Raw genomic sequence first — 19333 nt, 5'->3', positions numbered from 1 at the left:
TATTATAGTAGAGTTAACCGTTTGCTAGTATGCCAGAGCAGTTCGCATATATTAAAGAAATGATACATGAGCAAGCGAAACTCCAGCGTCCAATCTTAACGCAAGATGCAAAAGAGGTGCTGGAAAATAAGTTATTAACTTCATTTTTAGGTGAAGAAGAGATTTTACTTACATATTATAAAGATGGTTATTTATATAAAAATTACATAACAGTAGTGGATATAAATCCAATAAATGAGACGGTTATTTGTACAGATGCTTTTTGTAATGAACGGATTTTTAAGTTTGTTGATGTGATTGAAGTGAATTAGAGGGGGAATAGAAGTAATGATCTCTTCCTAACTTAATTATATCACGTAAATAACGTTCGAAATAGACTGTTTATTCTCATTTACTATTGCTACAATCAAGAACACATGCAAAGTAAGGAGAGATGTTAAATGAGTTCTTTCGTTCTCGATTTTCAGGAAATAGAAAACACACAGCTTCGGCTCGTTGGTGGAAAAGGATTGAATTTAGGGGAGTTAACAAACATTCAAGGGATACAAGTGCCAGAAGGATTTTGTGTTACAACGGTAGGGTATCAACAAGCCATCGCACAAAATGAAGCGTTTCAACCTTTGTTGCAGCAGCTAACAAAGTTGAAAGTTGAAGACCGAGTTCAAGTTGGTGAAATTAGTAAGAAAATTAGAGAAGCCATTATGACAGTGGAAATTCCAGTTGATGTAGTGGAATCAGTAACTCATTATCTCTCACGTTTTGGCAATGAACATGCCTATGCAGTGCGTTCTAGTGCTACTGCTGAAGATTTACCATATGCCTCGTTTGCAGGTCAACAAGATACGTATTTAAATATGATTGGAAAAGAAGCTATCTTGCAGCATATAAAAAAGTGCTGGGCTTCCCTATTTACAGATCGAGCAGTCATTTACCGAATGCAAAATGATTTTGAACATAGCCAAGTTTCTATATGTGTTGTCGTTCAAAGAATGGTTTTCCCGGAGGCTTCGGGCATTTTATTTACTGCTGACCCGATTACTTCTAACCGAAAGGTGCTATCAATTGATGCAAGTTTTGGACTCGGTGAAGCGTTAGTTTCAGGTTTAGTATGTGCCGATAATTATAAAGTAAAAGAAGGCGAAATCGCCGGAAAGATGATCGCAACGAAAAAACTGGCTATCTATGCCTTAAAAGAGGGCGGAACAAAGACGAAACAGATCGATCCCACTCAGCAAAAGATTCAAACACTTACGGAACAACAAATATTACAGCTAGCACAGATTGGAAGACAGATTGAAGCTTATTTCGGTTGTCCGCAAGATATTGAATGGTGTTTAGTTGGTGATACATTTTATATTGTCCAAAGCAGGCCAATCACGACTTTATATCCCATTCCAGAAGCAAACGATCAAGAAAATCATGTATATATATCGGTTGGTCATCAACAAATGATGACCGATGCAATGAAACCACTAGGGTTGTCTTTTTTCCTGTTAACGACTCGTGCCCCTATGCGTAAAGCGGGGGGAAGGCTATTTGTTGATGCTACACAAAGATTAGCTTCACCTGCTAGCAGAGAGTTCCTAATAAACACTTTAGGGAAATCGGATCCGCTCATAAAAGATGCATTAACGACTGTAATAGAGCGAGATAATTTTATCAAATTGTTATCGGATGATGAAAAAGAAAAGAGTGTTGGTAAAAGCATGCCACCTGCAAGTTCGCAACCAGAAATCGAAAATGACCCGGCAATCGTTACGGATTTAATCCAGAATAGTCAAAGATCGATAGAAGAGTTAAAGCAAAACATTCAAACGAAACCAGGATCGGCTGTATTTGATTTTATTTTAGAAGATATCCAGCAACAATTACAAAAGATATTATTTAGCCCGCAAAGTACAGCTGTAATTATGGCAGGTATGGATGCTTCATCATGGATCAATGAAAAGATGGAGCAATGGCTAGGGGAAAAAAATGCAGCAGATACACTTTCTCAATCCGTACAAAATAATATTACGTCAGAAATGGGTTTAGCATTAATGGACGTTGCAGATGTGATTCGCCCTTATACAGAAGTCATTGAATATTTACAGCATGTAAAAGATAATAGTTTTTTAGATGAGCTAGTTAAGTTTGAAGGCGGAGAAAAAGCTCGAGATGCGATTCATGCTTTTCTGAATAAATACGGTATAAGATGTAGTGGAGAAATCGATATTACGAAAACGCGCTGGAGTGAAAAGCCAACTACAATTATCCCGATGATTTTAAATAATATAAGAGACTTTGAAGCGGGTGCTAGTAAACGGAAATTTGAAGAAGGGCTGCAGGAAGCCTTGAAAAAAGAAGAAGAGTTAGTAGAGCGATTGCAGCACTTGCCGGATGGTAAACAAAAAGTAGAAAAGACGAAGCGAATGATTCGTAACATCCGGAATTTCATCGGTTATCGTGAATACCCGAAATATGGCATGATTAATCGTTATTTCATATATAAGCAGGCGTTACTGAAAGAAGCAAAGCAACTAATGCAGAGCGGTGTTATTCATGAAACCGATGATATATACTATCTGAATTTTGAAGAGCTTCATGAAGTCGTTCGTACAAATAAACTGGATTACAAAGTTATCAATAATCGAAAGAATGAGTATAGATTATATGAAAAACTAACGCCCCCGCGCGTTATCACGTCTGATGGTGAAATCATTACAGGTAAGTACAAACGAGAAAATCTCCCTGCGGAAGCAATCGTAGGTCTGCCTGTTTCTTCAGGTGTGATAGAGGGGAGAGCTCGCGTTATATTAAACATGGAAGGTGCAAATTTAGAAGATGGAGATATATTAGTTACGGCATTTACGGATCCTGGCTGGACACCATTGTTTGTATCTATAAAAGGTTTAGTAACAGAAGTCGGCGGACTCATGACGCACGGAGCAGTTATCGCACGTGAATATGGATTACCAGCAGTTGTTGGGGTGGAGAATGCTACGAAATTAATAAAAGATGGGCAACGAATTCGGGTACATGGAACAGAAGGGTATATTGAAATATTGTAGTTGTGCCTCAAATGAATAAAAGGATCATCCGCTGCTATATGTAGTGGATGATCCTTTTTATTTTGCAACGAGTTTATTTTTTTAAGCCAGCTGCATAAAAAGGTCCATGAACTGCGATTGTTGATAAAATACGAGCAATTTCCTCAGGTGTTTCTTTTTGCCCACTATTTAACCATTGCTGAATGACACCTATATGAGCAGATGCCATATAAGAAGCAAAGTATTGGCTCGGGACAAGTAAATTCTCTTTCTTTATGAGAGCATCATTCGTATCTTCAAACAGTGTTTTCCACATAAAGTCTTTCAGTTTTGTTTGGAAAGATAAATCTCCTTTTGGGTTAAGTACAGCTTTTATAAAATCACTATTTTCATTTAGAAATTCAAGAATAGAAGTGAGAAGTGCAAATGGAGTCGTTGGGGAAGGGTTTGATCCAAGATCCGCAATCACTTCCGGAAATTTCTTTTTTGCAATGCTAGACATCTCGTACATAATTTCTTCTTGGCATCTCGTCATTAAATCAAATTTATCTAGGTAATGTGTATAAAACGTACCACGGTTTATGTTTGCTTTCGTTGTAATATCTTTTACTGTAATGGCGTCAAAGCCTTTTTCTTCAATTAATTCCACAAATGCATTTCGTATTGCCGTTTTTGTACGAATCACTCGTAAATCTAAATTACTATCTCGCAAAGTATGTCCCTCCTAAATTTTCTTCAACATATTTATCAAATGTGTCTTATAACCGACACATTCGCGATTTCTGATTATTGTATAAGGTTCAACGCAAACATATAATTCAAAATATAAATAAACAACACGTTGTTCACTTATTGTAACTGAAATTAAAGGAGGGGAAAAGAACATGTTTAAAAATAAACTTTTATTATTATCACCAGTCATTGCACTACTTATTGTCTTTATTTTTTCATTAACATTATTCCCGACAGTTCAACCTCAGCCGAAAAATTTACCAATTGCAATTGTAAATGAGGATCAAGGAGTAGAAATTCCGAATCAACCTAAAATGAATATGGGGCAAAAAATCGTTGATACGATGAAAAAATCATCGAAATCAGATAAAGAACCTGCGGTGAAGTGGGTAGAAGTAAAAAATAAGGAATCAGTTCAAAAGGGGTTAAACAATCAAGAGTATTACGCGGCATTAGTCATTCCGAAAGAATTTAGCGCAAAACAAGCATCGTTACGAACACCACAACCATCTTCACCAGAGGTAGAAATATTCATAAATCAAGGAATGAATACAGCGGCATCAACTATGGCAGGGCAAATATTAAATGGTGTAGTAGATAATATGAACAATACTGTTCGTACTGAGCTATTAGGTGGATTGAAAGCGAAAGGAGCTACTTTAACAGCTGATCAAGCTTCAAATTTAGTAACACCTATTGCGAAGAAAGTGACAAATATGAATGAAATTGGCAAAAATAGCGCGAACGGTAACTCACCAATATCATTATTCCAACCGTTATGGATTGCAAGTTTAGCTAGTGCAGCAATTATCTTTATTGCGATTCGCAAAATGCCAGTAGGCTCACGAAAAGAAAACTTTGTATTAAAAGTAAAACAAATAATAACAGGAGCTATTGCGGCGCTTGTAATTGGATTTGGTCTTACATGGCTTGCAGATAGTATGGTAGGATTAAATATTTCGAATGTAACAGATACGGCGTTGTTCTTATCCATTACAGCGTTTAGTTTCTTCTTAATGATTTCTGCAGTGCTTTCATTAGTTGGACTAAATGGAATCGGATTATTCGCGTTATTACTATTCTTCGGAGCACCATTATTATCGCTAGCGCCTGAGATGTTGCCCTCGTTTTATCAAGACTGGGTGTATGCGTGGTTGCCGATGAGATTTATGATCGAAGGACTAAGAGAAATCTTCTTCTTCGGAAAAGGTTTAAGCTGGAATACACCAGTTACTGTCCTCGTTTGGATTGGTGTGGTAAGTATGGTTATTATTCTAGCGACTGCTTTCAAACGTAGTGCAGTAAAAGGGCATAGAACAGAATTGAATGCTTAAAAAAAACCGTTTCACTAATTAGTGAAACGGTTTTTTTGTGGTGAAATCTATAAGCTGAAGAATTCGTATTTGCGGTTGTATGTAGCCTTGGAACAAAGTAGGATAATTTTTATGATTTTTGCTCAATTTTAACGCCCGATTGTTGAAAAATGTTGTGTTTGGAATTAAGTCGGGATCTCTAAAGATCGCGTACGTTCCAAACAATCTCACCGCGCTCGTCCTCCCACGTACTGTGATGCCGCTTAAACCCTATCTTTTCTAGCACTCGGAGGGAAGCAACATTCCAAGCGCCTACAGTCGACCAAAGTCTGTGGCGCCCAGTAGCAATCGCAGCGTCCAGCACAACGGATGCTGCCTCAGTCGCGTAGCCTTTACCATGAGCACTGCGGAACAGCTCGTATGCAATCTCCGGCTCTTCAAGTGTGGAACGCCCGATAATCAAGCCGCAGTATCCGATGAAATCGCCTTCGTCTCGCCTTCGAATAGTGAGAAGGGAAATGCCATTTTCGGCTGCTTTCTCTCTCATCTCGATAAGCTTGTTACGAACGGAGTCAACGGTTGGCATGTCCACACCACGTTCGCCAATTAATTTTCTCATCCAAACTGAATCGGATTCCTCCCACATACTCAGATCAAGTCGTTCAGTTTTCAACTGGAACTCCATAGTTTTGAATAAAGATGGCATAGTGGAACCTCCTAGTTATGTTATTGCACCTATAATAGCTTCACACATCATCACATTCGGTTGATTCGCAAATTTATTTTCCAACTATTGTGAGAATTTATAGCAACAGTATACAAAAAAAGTGTTATTTTATCCCGCTATTTGCGGTCAGTAAAACTCCCGATTGGTGAGGGCTAATAATCAGTACGGGATGAACAAAACCCCCACTGATTATAGTTTCATTTTATGCATAAGCAATTCCTTTGCAAAATAGACCCTTATATCAAACTTTCTTTTAAAGATACAGCTATCCCGTTATATATACATGCTCCGACTATTTCAAAATGCATAAAATGTTATGCGAAATTAAGGAGGGGATACGATGTATAATTCGAATTATCATGATTGGTATAGGCAGAATGATAAGTTGATAAGTGATATTGAAAAAGCTATAAACGGAGAGTATAGCGCTATAAGCTGCTATGCTAAATTAGCTAACATGGCTCCAAATCAAGTAGAACAAAAACAAATTCTTGAAATCCGTAATGATGAAATAAGGCATTTTCATCATTTTGTACAAATCTATACGAACTTAACTGGTCAGCAGCCGAAACCACAGATCAATGAAGGATGTCCTAATACGTACTTACAAGGATTAGAATTCGCTATACAAGATGAGCAAAAGACTGTAGATTTTTATTTAGAAATTTCAGATGAAACATCAGATGCATCTATGAAAGATTTGTTACGGAGAATCGCTGCAGATGAACAAAATCATGCGGTGTGGTTTTTATATTATTTTGTGAAGTCGAAGTGAATGTTAAAAATGAATGGCTGATGTGGTGAACATATTAGAAATTATTTTAAAACGTAGTGCAGTAATTGAATGCAATACTTAAATATAAGTAGAAGGAAACCGTTTCACAGTAGTGGAGCGGTTTTTTTGCGATGAAATGCAAGTTACATAGGATTGACAAAATATAGTGGTTAGATTTGGTATATAATGTATGAAACGAAAATGAAAATAAATAAGCTAGGAGCAAACAAATGAAAAGAGGAATTTTTGTAGATATTCCAAATGAATATGAGAATTTACTTTGGAAAGTATTAAAGCCAATTCATATTTCTTCATTTGATTGGTGGGTGGGGAGTGAGGAATCATACTTAGTAGCACGTGGTGGATTGGATGGAGAACCCTTTGTTATTTGAATGTTTGTTTTATTAAAAAATATTTGACGTGCGCACTTTAAATTAATATATTTATATAGAATGTGGATATTTTTTACAATTTATTATGTGGAATAAATTAGGGGGGAGAATTATGAATCTCAAAAATGTAATTGCAACAGGTTTAATCGCTACAACATTATTTGGGGCAACTACTGCTCATGCACAAACAAGCCGTTTTAACGATATACCAAGTAATCATTGGTCTGAACAAGCAATAAATTATTTGGCAGATAGGGGGATTGTTTCAGGTTATGGTAATGGAGTATATGGATTTGGTGATGATATTACCCGTGGGCAAGTAGCATCTATTATGGCTCGCTATTATAATTTAAAAGAGAATGAGGCACAGGCTACAAATTTTTCAGACATTAAAGGACACATGTTTGAAGAGAGTATTAAAGCTGTTACCGAAGTTGGAATCATGATTGGAAATGGCACTGATAAATTCCGACCAGATGATACGTTAACTCGTTATGAAATGGCAAAGATTTTACAAACTGCATTTAATCTAGAGATAAAAGGAAACGTACCATTTAATGATATTCCGAGTAATCATTGGGCTGAGGACGCAATTAAAGCTCTATATAGCAATGGGGTGACAAGTGGTATTGGGAATAACCAGTATGGCGGGCAATATGATGTAAAAAGAGAGCAGTTTGCGAAATTCTTGTACAATTCCATTTTTAAAGGTCAAAACCCAGAGGGAAATCATGATGTTAGGGGAGAATTAAAAAGGGAAGCTGAATCTCTCGGATTTTTCCTTAATAAAAATAGGTATACATATAACTTATTGGGCGCGAATGGCGATTCCGTTTTTAATGTCATGGATTTATATATAAATGATAGAGATGAATGGGAAGCAAAACTATATATTTATAGCGAAGATAGTGGTGTAGAAGAATCTGTGAAACAATTTTTAAACATTCTTACTCCTACAAAAAGTGAGGAAATGTGGAAGCTTATTAATAGTAAAGGACCACATTATCAAGATTTTGAAATGGATGGAAGAAGAATTATTATTAAAAAAGATTCTGTTATAAGCGTATTGTTTGGTTATAAGGATTAATGTTTTTTAATAGAATGGTCAAAAATATGGAGAAGAACTATACAGTTAGAATTGCTTCAGAAGAAGATATTAATGTCGTTATTACTGTATTAAACGAAGTAGCACAGTGGTTAAAAGATAAAGAAGTGAATCAATGGCAATATCTTTTAGGAGAAGAAGCTACGACTGAAATAATAGAAGGTATAAAAGAGAAATATACGTATGTTGTACTAAATGAAGAGGAAGTTATCGGTACGTTTACAGTATCTCCTAAACAAAATGATTGGGATGAACACATTTTTGGTAAAGAGGAAGTCTTTGATTCGTTATATATTCATAGACTTGCGGTGAAACGGAAGTATAAAGGAAATGGGATAGGAGAAATGATATTAAAATGGATTGAAGAGAATGTACAGCGTGATAAAAAATATTTGAAGCTAGATTGTGTTGGACATAATCGTACGTTGAATGATTTTTACAAACGAAGTGGTTTTGAGTATCTTGGTAGTACAGAAGGACATAGTAAATTTCAAAAGAGAAGGAGAAGTGAATGAATCTAATTAACACAGATTTAATTGAAAAGTTAATACAAGAGCAATTTCCTGAATGGGCACATTTAGAAGTGGAACCTGTAAAGCTTAGCGGGCACGATAATAGAACGTTTCATTTAGGAGATCAGATGAGTGTAAGATTACCAAGTGATGCAGCGTATGCACCGCAAGTTGAGAAAGAAAACAAGTGGCTGCCTATATTAAGTAAGGAACTTTCTTTACCAATTTCTGCACCAATTGCGAAAGGGAATCCGTCTGAAAAGTATCCGTGGCCTTGGTCTATTAATAAATGGATAGAAGGAGAGACAGTTACGAAAGAAAATATCCGTGACTTAAATGAATTTGCGGCGGACTTAGGGGTATTTTTAGTAGAATTGCAATCCATTGATGCGAGTAACGGACCAATTGCTGGAGCACATAATTTTTACCGAGGCGGGCTTATATCTGTATACGATAAAGAGGCAAGAACAGCCATTGAAAATAATAAGGATGTTTTTGATGAGACATTATTAAAGCACCTTTGGGATTTAGCACTTCGGTCAACATGGAACCGCAAACCAGTTTGGGTTCATGGGGATATAGCACCGGGGAACTTACTCATTAAAGATGGAAAGCTTTGTGCCGTAATTGATTTTGGTATATTAGGAGTAGGGGATCCTGCTTGTGATGCAGCGATGGCATGGACATTTTTTGATGAGAATAGTAGGAACGTATTAAAAAAAGTATTACGTATGGATGAAGAAACGTGGAATAGAGCGAGAGGGTGGGCGCTTTGGAAGGTGTTAATTACATACGATGCGAATAGGGATAGTAATGAGAAAGTAGCCGAAGAATCGTATCGCATTATTCAAGTAATTGCTGATGATTATGGGATGTAATAGAAAAAGCCTATTTTGAATCATACGATCAAAATAGGCTTTTTTACCCCGCATTAACGGGCAGTAAAACTCCCACCTCAAAATTCAGCTGGAGCAAAGAAGTTAGGTGGGAGAGTAACTGCCCGTAAACGCCGATTGGTGAGGGCTAATAATCAGTGGGGGATGAACAGCCCCCACTGATTAAAGTTTCACTTTATATTATTAATCGATACTTAAAGCTTTTTTACCCATTTGGTTATAACTGTGCTCAAATCGAGATTTTACCATTGGTTGGTCTTTTTTACCTTCTAATGGGTCATTATAGTAAATGTTACGATCATCTACACCAGTTATGATAATCGTATGTGCATTTCTGTATCCATTTACCGTTTTCCCTTGAGGTGTTGGCCAAGTTTGATCTAGTTGTGGGCTGTTTATTTTGGTTGTAACCCATGCTACAACCGGTTTACCATTACGTACATAACTTTCTAAAACAGAAAAATCCTGCCCAGTTAAGTCTGTACCTCTGGCGTATTTATCAAGTAATTGTTTCAATGGTGCTGGGTTAATAGAGTAACCATAGCTCTTTCCACTTACGTCACCAACGAATCCGATGTCTGGATCACCCCAAACTGTAACTTTTCCGTTTCCATCAGTCTTGCGCCGCGTTGTATCAAAGGGCATTTGATTAGCAAATTCTACTTTATTTAATGAACGTCCTGTGTAGTATTCTAAAAGCATTTGTAGTGAAACAACAGTACTTCCTTTTTGTAGTTCCGGTAATTGATTAATGGCAGGAACATTTAAGAGAAGCTTTGGACGTAAGAGATAAGACATATTTATCCATTTCGGTCCTTTGTCTGTACGAATTTGTACCCATCCGTCATCTCCCTTAGCTAATTCTTCTACGCCACCTTGTGGAGCGTACTTTCCAGATACTTTAGAAGAAAAATTAGGGCTATCGTAAGCAAAAAATTCTTTTGGTATGTACGTTAGTTCTTTTCCTTCACCTTCTTCTAAGTATGGATTCATCCATTGAAGACCCTCGCTAGTACGAATCTTTAACCAGATGCTATTTTCTTCAACGACTGTTACAGTTTGAGGGGGATATTTACCAACCACATATCCTGTTCTTGACGGTCTATCAAAGGTAACAAAATTTTTATCAATATAAACTTGTTTCTCTTGTAATGGTGTCCACTTTAACCCATGATCTGTAGCAATTTTAATCCATCCTGTTTCTGATTCGTCGAATACAGTAACGGTTTGGGCGGGATATTCAGCAATTATACCTGAATGTAGAGAGGATTCAGGATATATAAAATAACTTTGTTTCATAGAAACTTGCTTTAATTTAATTTCTTTATCTTTTGATTGATCTGTGCGAGCAACTAAACTGGCAGCTTCTGCACGGGTAATAGTGTTATCTGGATACCAATGACTACCACCATAACCAGCTGAAATACGAAGAGCAACAAGAAGATTGGCCGACTTCTCACTCCAGTGTCCTTTTAAATCTTGAAATACAGTAGGTAATAGTTCAGTAGCTTTTTTGTCTAAGTTATATGAATGGACAAGCATAGAAGCCATAGCAGCTCTCGTTAGTTTTACAGAAGGATTGAAATTCCCATTACCTACTCCTTTAATAATCCCAGCTTTTTCAACTGCAGCAATATAAGGAGTAGCCCAATGGTCTTGGGAATCCTTAAATGATGGTTGAGCCGAAGCATCTATTTGTAAGTTTAATATTTTTGCCATGATAATTGCGGCAGAAGCTCTATCGATTTCAAGATTAGGTCCAAATGTACCGTCTGGTAAGCCAGATAAGACCTTTTTCTTTACTAAATAATCAACAGACGGCTTTGCCCACCCAATAACATCGGGAAACTGATAGTAGTAATCGTCTTCGTCAATCTCCAACTGCGCATTATTTTTTTGTGTTACAGTTTCACTCACAGCTAAAGAACTAGATGGAGCGATGAGAGCGCCAAGTAGCAGTGTACTTGCCATAGTTATTTTTATTGTTTTCAATTGTACATTCTCCTTCTATTTTATGTAGGTTAATTTAATGAGTGAATTGACAAAAGGAAATAAAATGGTTACAAATCACGTGTTTAAAGTTTGTATATGTAACATTACTGAAGAACATTATATGATAATTTTTGGAGACTGACAATGAAAAAGTAAGATTATTACTTGTTAATTTTCAATTAAAAAGAAGGAATTTAATATAATTATACAGAATATTTAGATAATAGGAGGTGTCGAATTTTGAGTGAAATTGAATTAAAAAGTAATGTAATTAAGACAGGGCGAGAGAGAGGGATTATTCTTCGGTTTGTACTCGCTAGTTTAGTAGGTGTATTCATGTTTTTTGTTCCCGTTACGATAAACGGTGCTTCGTCTATTATGATTGATCATATCGTATCGTGGATCCGGACTTCAGTTCCTTCTGTAGTACCATATTACGCACTACTTGTAATGATAATTGGTGCGATTTATCCATTTTATACGAAAAAATGGAATGCATCTATTGTAGATATTTGTTTTTCTATTTTAAAAGTAGTAGGTGTTGTTTTTGGCGTATTATATTGTTTGAAAGTAGGACCAGCTTGGTTCTTTGCGCCAGATGTTGGACCGTTTTTGTATGAGAAGTTAGTTATATCAGTAAGTTTACTCGTCCCAATTGGCTCGGCATTTTTAGCGTTATTAGTTGGGTACGGATTGCTTGAGTTTATCGGCACGTTTTGTCGTCCGATTATGAGACCGTTATGGAAAACACCGGGAAGGTCGGCAATTGATGCGGTTGCTTCATTCGTTGGGAGTTATTCATTAGCCTTATTAATTACTAATCGGGTTTATAAAGAAGGAAAGTATACGACAAAAGAAGCAGCCATTATCGCTACAGGTTTTTCTACAGTATCCGCTACATTTATGATCATCATCGCAAAAACATTAGATATGATGCATTTATGGAATGTTTATTTTTGGACTACGCTTGTTGTAACATTCATCGTGACTGCTATCACCGTAAGAATCCCGCCACTTAGTAGAAAACCAGATACATATATTACGAAAGAAGGGTTCCCAGAGCCTGTCTATAAAGAAAGAATGCTAGAACGAGCTTGGGAAGATGCATTAGAAGTATCGAAGTCTGCACCGAGCGTTATGAAAAATATTGCAGTGAATTTAAAAGACGGTTTTATTATGACGATGGGGATTTTACCATCGATTATGTCAGTAGGATTAATCGGTATCGTCTTAGCAAAGTTTACACCAATATTTGATTGGGTCAGCTATATTTTCTATCCATTTACGTGGTTATTACGATTGCCAGAAGCAGACTTAGCTGCTAAAGCTGTATCAGTTGGTATTGCAGAAATGTTTTTACCGTCATTGTTAGTTGTAAGTGCACCGCTTGTGACAAAGTTTGTTATTGCGGTTGTGTCTGTATCATCTATCTTGTTTTTCTCCGCATCAATCCCTTGTATATTATCAACAGATATTCCGTTAAAAGTATCTGAACTGATTATTTTATATGTGATAAGAACGATTTTAACGTTGCTTATTATTACGCCAATTGCTTATTTGTTGCTGTAAAGTTTTAATAAGATAAAGCTATAACAAAAGAAGCCGTCTGTAACAGGAGGGCTTCTTTTGTTTAAAATCGGGGTATTTTTATTTATTTTTCGTATATGACGTAATGCTTCTTAAGAAGATTCCTAGTCCTGCAAAAAAGAATCCTAAGCATAATAAGCTGGCTGGCGTTCCCCAAGTGATTTGATCTAGCATTTTTATCCCCTCCCGTTTATTAGTATATAGTATTTATTGGGATTTATCCAGATTTTCCCTTGAATAGGTACCCCCATATGCCTATCAACCTAACAGAGCAGATTGCCCCATTTTCCGACTACTATGTCTAAAATAGCAGAGGCGGCAGAAGTAAGCTTTGGTAGTGTAGCATATTACTATGAAAGTAAAGAGAAATTGTTTGAAGCAGCAGTATTAGCACCTTTTGAAGATTTTAGAAAACTATTCTTATTAGTTTATGAATTCGATGGTTCACCATTAGAGAGAATTTCAAAGATGGTATATGAACAAATGAAATTTTTTATTCAACAAAGTAGTTCTTTAAGACTAGTACAATATGTAATTGCTCATCGCGATCAATTTCCACAAATAATGAGTAAAATACTCGTTTTTTGGGAGGAATCAAAGGAAATCGTCTCTTCTGTAATAATCGATGGTCAGAAAATGGGGGGAACTAATACCGCTAAAACCAAATGTTGTATTTTCTTCCTACTTCTCATATGTAATCGGTACGATATTAACTATTATTGATGAGCCTTCACACCCTATATGGGAAGAGTATATTCGACAAGGAATTCGTATGTTTGGTCCTAAGGAAGAGATGTTGAGGAAAATTGAATTAGGTTAAGTGAGGTTAAAAGGGATAAAGTAATAGAGCATGAAAAAATATGATTTGTTTAATAAAAGTTAATATTTATTCAAAAAGAAAAGAAGTCATTCTGATTCAAATGACTTCTTTTTTGCTTATCGTAAAATCGCAATTCATGCGAGATAATAATCAGTGGAGAGAAATAAAAAACACGAATTAAAGTTTTACTTTATTCCAAAGTGAAAGTCACATTTAGTGTGAAGTTAGTTTTTGAATATTCCTTGACGGGAATATTCCCGTTTGGATATAATCAATTCAACAAGACGATAATATTAGTGATGATATTGATGTGTTATAACTGGAGACCATCACTTAACGAGGTGAGTGATATGTCGGAGGAAATTTCGGGCGTGAACGTGGCGACGCTGAATGCCTTATCTGAACCGAATCGTATGAATATCGTTGAACTGTTGCGTGACGGTCCTCTAACTGTTGGGGAAATTGCCGATCATCTGGGATTAAGGCAGCCACAAACTTCGAAACACTTAAAGGTGCTAAGTGATACTGGAATTGTGGAAGTGCAAGCTGAAGCTAATCGCCGGATTTATAAGTTACGACCTGAACCTTTCCAAGCACTTGATTGTTGGGTACAGTCATTTAAGCATGTGATGGAAGAGAGATTCGATAATCTAGATAGGTATTTGAAGGAATTGCAAAACAAGGAAAAATCTTAAGGAGGAATTAAAATGTCAAAAAATACAATGGTATCGAGAGTAGAGAATGAGCGAGTATTAGTACTGGAGCGCGTTTTCGATGCACCGCGTGATCTTGTATTCAGTATGTTTAAAGAAGCAGAACATTTGAAGCATTGGTGGGGACCAAAGGGTTGGGAAATTCCCGCATGCACTGTCGATTTCCGTCCGGGAGGCGTTTGGCACTACTGTATGAAGTGTGTCGATCAGGACCTGGGGCAATTCTTTGGTATGGAATCATGGGGCAAAGGAGTCTATAAAGAGATTATTGAGCCAGAGAAAATCGTCTATACCGATTACTTTTCAGATGCTGAAGGCAATGTAAATGATTCTATGCCGTCAACCGAGATGACATTGGAGTTTATCGATTTAGGTGGAAAGACAAAGCTAATAAACCGTGCTGAATATGTTTCCAAAGAGGCCCTTAAGACTGTTATGGATATGGGTATGCTACAAGGTATCACCGAAACTTGGGATCGTTTGAGTGAGCGATTGGAATCGCTGAAATAGATTTTTGTACAGTAACTTTATTTTCGGTGGTAAGTAGGTTTAAGCGCATTGAGTTTAATAAAAAAGTTTATAAGGGAGAGCTAAAATATATGATTAATAATGTTGGCCAAATTATGTTGTATGTGAATAACCAAGATGAAGTGAAGGAATTTTGGACAGAAAAATTAGGATTTAGTGTTATTTCGGAGGAAGATAACGGTCAAGGAATGCGATGGATTGAAATTGCTCCAACTAAAGAAGCTGAAACAAGTATTATTCTCCATAATAAAGAGTTAATTGCTAAAATGCAGCCTGAGTTAAATCTTGGCACACCTTCTTTAATGTTCTTCTCAAAAGAATTCGATCGTTTATATAGTGATTTAGTAAACAAAAAAGTTACAGTTGGGGAAATTGTAACTATGCCTACAGGTAGAATATTTAATTTTGCGGATAGCGAAAATAATTACTTTGCCGTAATGGAAAAGAAGTAAATTTCAATTCAAATTATGAGTGCGATGCTTGAATAAAGGCATCGCATTTTTTATTTTAAGATATATTATATTTCTATGATGGTGAATTTTATTTTTATATCATAATAAAATGATAAATAATAATATGATATAGTAACAACAAAAGAAGGGGGCTTGCAAATGGAAATTATTCACGAAAGAGCAAAATTACGGTTAATAGACAGTGGTGATGTCGAAAAGCTGTTTTCGATTGTAGAAGGAAATCGAGATATTTGGGCGTATTTAATCTCTAAAATGGATACTGTTCAAGATATGCAGCAATATGTTCAAAAGGCGATAAAAGCTTATGGGGCAGGTAAGGATTTGCCATTTGTTGTTGTTGATGAAAAGACGAATGAAATAGTAGGAAGTACACGCTTATATAACATTTCAGTGGAAGATAAGACAGTTGAGTTAGGTAAAACGTGGTATGACCCGAATGTACAGCGTACGAGTATGAATACAGAATGTAAGTATATGTTATTACAATATGCTTTTGAAAAATTGCATATGCGGAGAGTACAAATTAAGACGGATGCACGAAATGAAAAAGCACAAAGAGCAATTGAAAGACTGGGCGCAGTAAAAGAGGGTGTACTTAGAAATGAAAGAAAATTGCCGAGTGGACATGTTAGAGATGCAGTTGTATACAGTGTTATTGCAAGTGAATGGCCAGCTGTAAAAGAACGGTTATTAGAAAAGTTAGAGTCGTATAAAGAAAAACGATAATTCATATTAAGAAAGGTGTATTAATCGTCAAGATGAAAAATATACCTTTTTTCTTACAAAACAGTTACTTCTTTTATTTACTTTTGTTTCATCATTCCATTATGATAAAAAATTCGTTACAATGTAGTTGTATGGTAATAAACTTATGGATTACACAAATGTAATGAAAACCGCAAACGAAAAATGAATTGTTAATCCTCAATTTTAAATGAAAACCCTTTAATGCATATATATGACAAGAAAAATTCCTTCTTTTAAACAAATTCAAACAAAATGATTTGATATATACGTTTTTATATAGAAGTATGGATGATGTACGGAGGCATTTATAAATGAAAGAAAATAAGAAAAGTAAGAAAAGAAGAATCTTGCAAGTATTCTTGCTTATGATTTGTTCTATTATTTTATATGTAAGTTATGCAGCTTACGATATTTGGAGTTATCGCTTTAAAACAGATGATGATGTGAAGACAGATGCTGGTATCGTGCTAGGAGCAGCTTCATGGAACGGAAAACCATCTCCTGTATTTAAAGAAAGAATTAATCATGCAATTTCTTTATATAAGAACGGTAATATTAAAAAGATTATTTTCACAGGTGGTACAAAGTTTGAGGCGGAGCTTGAGGAAGCGCGTACTGCTAGAGTGTATGCACTGAAACATGGTGTAAAAGAAGAAGATATTTTAATTGAAACAAAATCCCTTTTCACAGAGGATAATTTAAAGAATGCAAAGCAAGTTGGAATAGAGAACGGAATACGCACATATACGATCGTGAGTGATCCACTTCATATGAAACGTGCGATGAAAATTGCAAAACATATTAAAATTGAAGCGTATGCATCACCAACTCCAACGTCAGCGTATAAAACGTTAGATACAGAAATCCCCTTCTTTTTTAAAGAATTATGTTCGTATATTGGATATGTAACCTCGTTGCCACTGAAGGCATTGAAGGGGGATTAATATAAGGAAAGAACCTATCCATGAATAGGAACTTTTCTTATTGTTCAAAAGCATTGTATTTTTATCGGAATAGTGAAACAATAGAGAGGTAATTTCATATAATCATAATGACAAAATGAACGGTTTATGAATCGAACATAAAGGAGATTATAGTATGGCACTCTCATTTGTTGAAACAGAAGAACAATCTTTAGTTATTGAACAAATAAATAAATTGATTCCGAAGTTCATGGAAAGGGAGCATCAACTAAGTGAATTAGGATCATTTCCGTATGAAAATATTAATAATTTGAAAGATATCGGATATACGAAATTAACGTTGCCAAAAGAATTGGGAGGCAATGCGATTTCTTTATATGACTTCGTTTTATTTCAAGAGAAAATAGCAGAAGGTTGCGGTGCGACCGCATTATCAATTGGATGGCACCTTGGTATTGTAAAGGAATTAGCTGAAAATCGCTCTTGGAATGAGGAAATGTTCACTTGGTTTTGTGAAGAAGTGCGTAATGGTGCGCTTTTTAATCGAGCAGCGACAGAGCCGAATACAGGTAGTCCTACGCGCGGCGGGAAACCAGAGACGTTAGCTGTCCAAAAAGGTGAGAAGTGGATTATAAATGGAAGAAAAACGTTTACGACAATGGCGCCAGTACTTGATTATTTTATCATTTCAGCAAGTATTGAAGGCCGAGAAGAAATCGGAGAGTTTGTCATTCCGAAGAATACACAAGGCGTAACAATTGAAGAAACGTGGGATAGTATCGCAATGCGAGGAACTGCGAGCCATGATCTCGTTTTACAAAATGTAGAGATAGAGAAGCGCTTTTTTACGGATGTATGGGGCGGGAAAGTGAAACAAAAGGGTATTGGCTGGTTGCTACATATACCGGCATGTTATTTAGGAATTGCTCAATCAGCAAGAAATTATGCAATTCAGTTTGCGGAATCATACAAGCCAAATAGCTTAAATCATTCTATTAGTTTATTACCGAATATTAGAAGATTAGTTGGAGAATTAGAACTTGAGCTTATGCAAGCTCGCGTCTTTTTATATCAAATTGCGAAAAAATACGATGAGGCAGAAGATAAATTATCATTGCAAGCCGAACTAGCAGCTGCGAAGTATGTTGTAACGAACGCGGCAATATCTATTGTAGATAAAGCAATGCGTATTGTCGGGGCGAAAAGTTTATCAGAAAAAAATCCGCTTCATCGTTACTATCTAAACGTCAGAGCAGGATTGCACAATCCGCCGATGGATGATGCAACACTTTCCATATTGGCGGATGCGGCGTTTCGGTCGTAATGAAGAAATATAAAGTCTGTTCCGTTCTGGAACAGACTTTTCGTTGTCGGTGAATCGGTATTCTATGTTGAGTCATTGACATATTAAGAGTTGTGATAGATATATTCGAAAAATCGTTGATATCATTCCATGTATTATGTCGTCGTTCAAAGAATAGGGAATTCTCGTTTTACAAATTAAAAAGGCTATCCTTTTTAATTTGTTCTATTGTGGCTGCACTTCAAGGTTCATACTACTTTCAGAACCATCTTGATTATGTGCAGATAACGAATAATCACCTGGTAGAGGATTGGCGATGAGTGAACGTAAAGTAAAGGATTTACTTTCATTTGGCTGTAACGTGTGTTTTACTAAACGATCTTCTTTGAATTTAATTGAATAGGTAAAACTGTTTGTACCGGTATTTTTAATCGTAATATTTAAGTCACCTTGGCCGCTAAAGTCAAAGCCTGTACCTGTGCCACCTCTGAATGTATGCGAATTATTAAATGAAGATGAATGAAATGTTCGGATTTCTTCTTTATTACTCGATGAAAGGGTAATAGTCTCTTTTTCTATACTTGAAGGTGAGGAATCTAGTTTTGTATTTGGCTTTGTTAATAAAGTAATCGTGCAAAGTGAGGTAATGAGAATAAATGAACTAGAGATAACGAACCGCTTTTTTGTAAGAATCATATATTTCTCTCCTTTTATAAGAATATAATAATGTATAATTGCAAGGAAAACATAACATATATTCCATTTA

General features: G+C 36.0%; 19 protein-coding genes and 1 pseudogene. 16 read left to right on the top strand and 4 right to left on the bottom strand.

Annotation, left to right across the window (positions count from 1 at the left end):
- Positions 1-29: 29 nt before the first annotated feature.
- Both KI356_RS15920 and ppsA read left to right on the top strand, forming a co-directional pair.
- Positions 30-311 (top strand): YolD-like family protein, encoded by a 282-nt coding sequence (locus KI356_RS15920; protein WP_212935871.1) that lies wholly within the window; start codon positions 30-32, stop codon positions 309-311.
- A 129-nt stretch (positions 312-440) separates the two neighbouring features.
- A complete protein-coding gene (gene ppsA, locus KI356_RS15915; protein WP_212935870.1) occupies positions 441-3050 on the top strand; it encodes a phosphoenolpyruvate synthase in 2610 nt (869 codons plus the stop codon).
- 73 nt (positions 3051-3123) lie between these two features.
- Here ppsA and KI356_RS15910 read toward each other — a convergent pair whose 3' ends face one another.
- A complete protein-coding gene (locus KI356_RS15910) occupies positions 3124-3741 on the bottom strand; it encodes a TetR/AcrR family transcriptional regulator (protein WP_212935869.1) in 618 nt (205 codons plus the stop codon).
- A gap of 172 nt (positions 3742-3913) precedes the next feature.
- On the opposite strand from KI356_RS15910, the gene KI356_RS15905 reads away from it, so the two are divergent.
- A complete protein-coding gene (locus KI356_RS15905) occupies positions 3914-5095 on the top strand; it encodes a YhgE/Pip domain-containing protein (RefSeq protein WP_212935868.1) in 1182 nt (393 codons plus the stop codon).
- Positions 5096-5273: 178 nt separating this feature from the next.
- Here the strand turns inward: KI356_RS15905 and KI356_RS15900 are convergent, their stop codons facing one another.
- Positions 5274-5780 (bottom strand): GNAT family N-acetyltransferase, encoded by a 507-nt coding sequence (locus tag KI356_RS15900; RefSeq protein WP_212935867.1) that lies wholly within the window; start codon positions 5778-5780, stop codon positions 5274-5276.
- Positions 5781-6141: 361 nt separating this feature from the next.
- On the opposite strand from KI356_RS15900, the gene KI356_RS15895 reads away from it, so the two are divergent.
- From KI356_RS15895 to KI356_RS15875, 5 genes and pseudogenes are all read left to right on the top strand, one after another.
- Positions 6142-6576, top strand: a complete 435-nt coding sequence (locus KI356_RS15895; RefSeq protein ID WP_212935866.1) for a ferritin-like domain-containing protein — start codon at positions 6142-6144, stop codon at positions 6574-6576.
- A gap of 230 nt (positions 6577-6806) precedes the next feature.
- Positions 6807-6947: pseudogene (locus KI356_RS15890) on the top strand (DUF2691 family protein); the annotation flags it as partial.
- 133 nt (positions 6948-7080) lie between these two features.
- The gene (locus KI356_RS15885; RefSeq protein ID WP_212935865.1) at positions 7081-8055 is read left to right on the top strand and encodes an S-layer homology domain-containing protein; all 975 of its coding nucleotides are present in this window, start codon (positions 7081-7083) and stop codon (positions 8053-8055) included.
- Between the two features lie 14 nt (positions 8056-8069).
- Positions 8070-8588, top strand: a complete 519-nt coding sequence (locus KI356_RS15880; RefSeq protein WP_212935872.1) for a GNAT family N-acetyltransferase — start codon at positions 8070-8072, stop codon at positions 8586-8588.
- Positions 8585-9463 carry an aminoglycoside phosphotransferase family protein gene (locus KI356_RS15875; RefSeq protein WP_212935864.1) on the top strand — a complete coding sequence of 293 codons (879 nt, stop codon included), beginning with the start codon at positions 8585-8587 and terminating at the stop codon, positions 9461-9463. The genes KI356_RS15880 and KI356_RS15875 overlap by 4 nt, the downstream gene beginning before the upstream one ends.
- Before the next feature lie 201 nt (positions 9464-9664).
- Here the strand turns inward: KI356_RS15875 and KI356_RS15870 are convergent, their stop codons facing one another.
- Positions 9665-11473 carry an S-layer homology domain-containing protein gene (locus KI356_RS15870; RefSeq protein ID WP_212935863.1) on the bottom strand — a complete coding sequence of 603 codons (1809 nt, stop codon included), beginning with the start codon at positions 11471-11473 and terminating at the stop codon, positions 9665-9667.
- Between the two features lie 240 nt (positions 11474-11713).
- Here KI356_RS15870 and KI356_RS15865 point away from each other — a divergent pair, with 240 nt between their 5' ends.
- From KI356_RS15865 to KI356_RS15830, 8 genes are all read left to right on the top strand, one after another.
- Positions 11714-13042 carry a YjiH family protein gene (locus KI356_RS15865; RefSeq protein WP_212935862.1) on the top strand — a complete coding sequence of 443 codons (1329 nt, stop codon included), beginning with the start codon at positions 11714-11716 and terminating at the stop codon, positions 13040-13042.
- A gap of 294 nt (positions 13043-13336) precedes the next feature.
- Positions 13337-13783, top strand: a complete 447-nt coding sequence (locus tag KI356_RS15860; protein WP_234842430.1) for a TetR/AcrR family transcriptional regulator — start codon at positions 13337-13339, stop codon at positions 13781-13783.
- A 447-nt stretch (positions 13784-14230) separates the two neighbouring features.
- Positions 14231-14575, top strand: a complete 345-nt coding sequence (locus KI356_RS15855; RefSeq protein ID WP_128280474.1) for an ArsR/SmtB family transcription factor — start codon at positions 14231-14233, stop codon at positions 14573-14575.
- A 12-nt stretch (positions 14576-14587) separates the two neighbouring features.
- On the top strand, positions 14588-15103 hold the full coding sequence (locus KI356_RS15850) for an SRPBCC domain-containing protein (RefSeq protein WP_128280473.1): 516 nt from the start codon (positions 14588-14590) through the stop codon (positions 15101-15103).
- A gap of 89 nt (positions 15104-15192) precedes the next feature.
- Positions 15193-15573 carry a VOC family protein gene (locus KI356_RS15845; RefSeq protein WP_128280472.1) on the top strand — a complete coding sequence of 127 codons (381 nt, stop codon included), beginning with the start codon at positions 15193-15195 and terminating at the stop codon, positions 15571-15573.
- 159 nt (positions 15574-15732) lie between these two features.
- Complete coding sequence (locus KI356_RS15840) at positions 15733-16320, top strand: GNAT family N-acetyltransferase (RefSeq protein WP_128280471.1); 588 nt, start codon at positions 15733-15735, stop codon at positions 16318-16320.
- Between the two features lie 332 nt (positions 16321-16652).
- Entirely contained in the window at positions 16653-17285 is a 633-nt protein-coding gene (locus tag KI356_RS15835; RefSeq protein ID WP_002146866.1) for a YdcF family protein, read from the top strand.
- A gap of 154 nt (positions 17286-17439) precedes the next feature.
- Positions 17440-18588, top strand: a complete 1149-nt coding sequence (locus KI356_RS15830) for an acyl-CoA dehydrogenase family protein (protein ID WP_212935861.1) — start codon at positions 17440-17442, stop codon at positions 18586-18588.
- A gap of 204 nt (positions 18589-18792) precedes the next feature.
- On the opposite strand, the gene KI356_RS15825 is transcribed toward KI356_RS15830, so the two are convergent.
- Positions 18793-19263, bottom strand: coding sequence for a hypothetical protein (locus KI356_RS15825; protein WP_212935860.1), 471 nt, complete (start codon positions 19261-19263; stop codon positions 18793-18795).
- Positions 19264-19333 lie beyond the last annotated feature (70 nt).

The organism is Bacillus hominis (assembly GCF_018332515.1).
Classification (GTDB): Bacteria; Bacillota; Bacilli; order Bacillales; family Bacillaceae_G; genus Bacillus_A; species Bacillus_A hominis.
The sequence above is the reverse complement of the archived record's forward strand: the minus strand, read 5'-3'. Positions and strand labels throughout refer to the sequence as shown.